1 rRNA gene is annotated in these 1,078 nt (G+C 50.6%); it reads left to right on the plus strand.

The annotated features are described in order from the left end of the window. Positions 1 to 1,078 (plus strand): 23S ribosomal RNA (locus ABTQ23_RS21130); the annotation flags it as partial.

Here is a 1,078-nt window from a genome sequence, read left to right on the forward strand (position 1 = left end):
ACAGGGTGATAGCCCCGTACACAGATGGAACTTCAAGTGAAAACGAGTAGGACGACACACGTGATATGTTGTCTGAAGATGGGGGGACCATCCTCCAAGGCTAAATACTCCTGACTGACCGATAGTGAACCAGTACCGTGAGGGAAAGGCGAAAAGAACCCCTGTGAGGGGAGTGAAATAGAACCTGAAACCGTTTACGTACAAGCAGTGGGAGCGGACTTGTTCCGTGACTGCGTACCTTTTGTATAATGGGTCAACGACTTATATTCAGTGGCAAGGTTAAGCGGATAGTGGAGCCGTAGGGAAACCGAGTGTTAACTGCGCGAATAGTCGCTGGATATAGACCCGAAACCCGGTGATCTAGCCATGAGCAGGTTGAAGATTGGGTAACACCAATTGGAGGACCGAACCGACTAATGTTGAAAAATTAGCGGATGACTTGTGGCTGGGGGTGAAAGGCCAATCAAACCGGGAGATAGCTGGTTCTCCTCGAAAGCTATTTAGGTAGCGCCTCGAGCGAATACCATTGGGGGTAGAGCACTGTTAAGGCTAGGGGGTCATCCCGACTTACCAACCCTTTGCAAACTCCGAATACCAATGAGTACTACTCGGGAGACAGACGGCGGGTGCTAACGTTCGTCGTCAAAAGGGAAACAACCCAGACCGCCAGCTAAGGTCCCAAAGTGCATGCTAAGTGGGAAACGATGTGGAAAGGCTTAGACAGCTAGGAGGTTGGCTTAGAAGCAGCCATCCTTTAAAGAAAGCGTAATAGCTCACTAGTCGAGTCGGTCTGCGCGGAAGATGTAACGGGGCTAAGCATGCCACCGAAGCTGCGGATATGTGCTTGCACATATGGTAGAGGAGCGTTCTGTAAGCCTGCGAAGGTGAGTTGTAAAGCTTGCTGGAGGTATCAGAAGTGCGAATGTTGACATGAGTAACGATAAGGGGGGTGAAAAGCCTCCCCGCCGAAAAACCAAGGTTTCCTGTCCAATGTTAATCAGGGCAGGGTGAGTCGGCCCCTAAGGCGAGGCAGAGATGCGTAGTCGATGGGAAACTGGTTAATATTCCAGTACTTCGT

The sequence above is a fragment of the Celerinatantimonas sediminis genome, assembly GCF_046054195.1.
Lineage (GTDB): Bacteria > Pseudomonadota > Gammaproteobacteria > Enterobacterales > Celerinatantimonadaceae > Celerinatantimonas.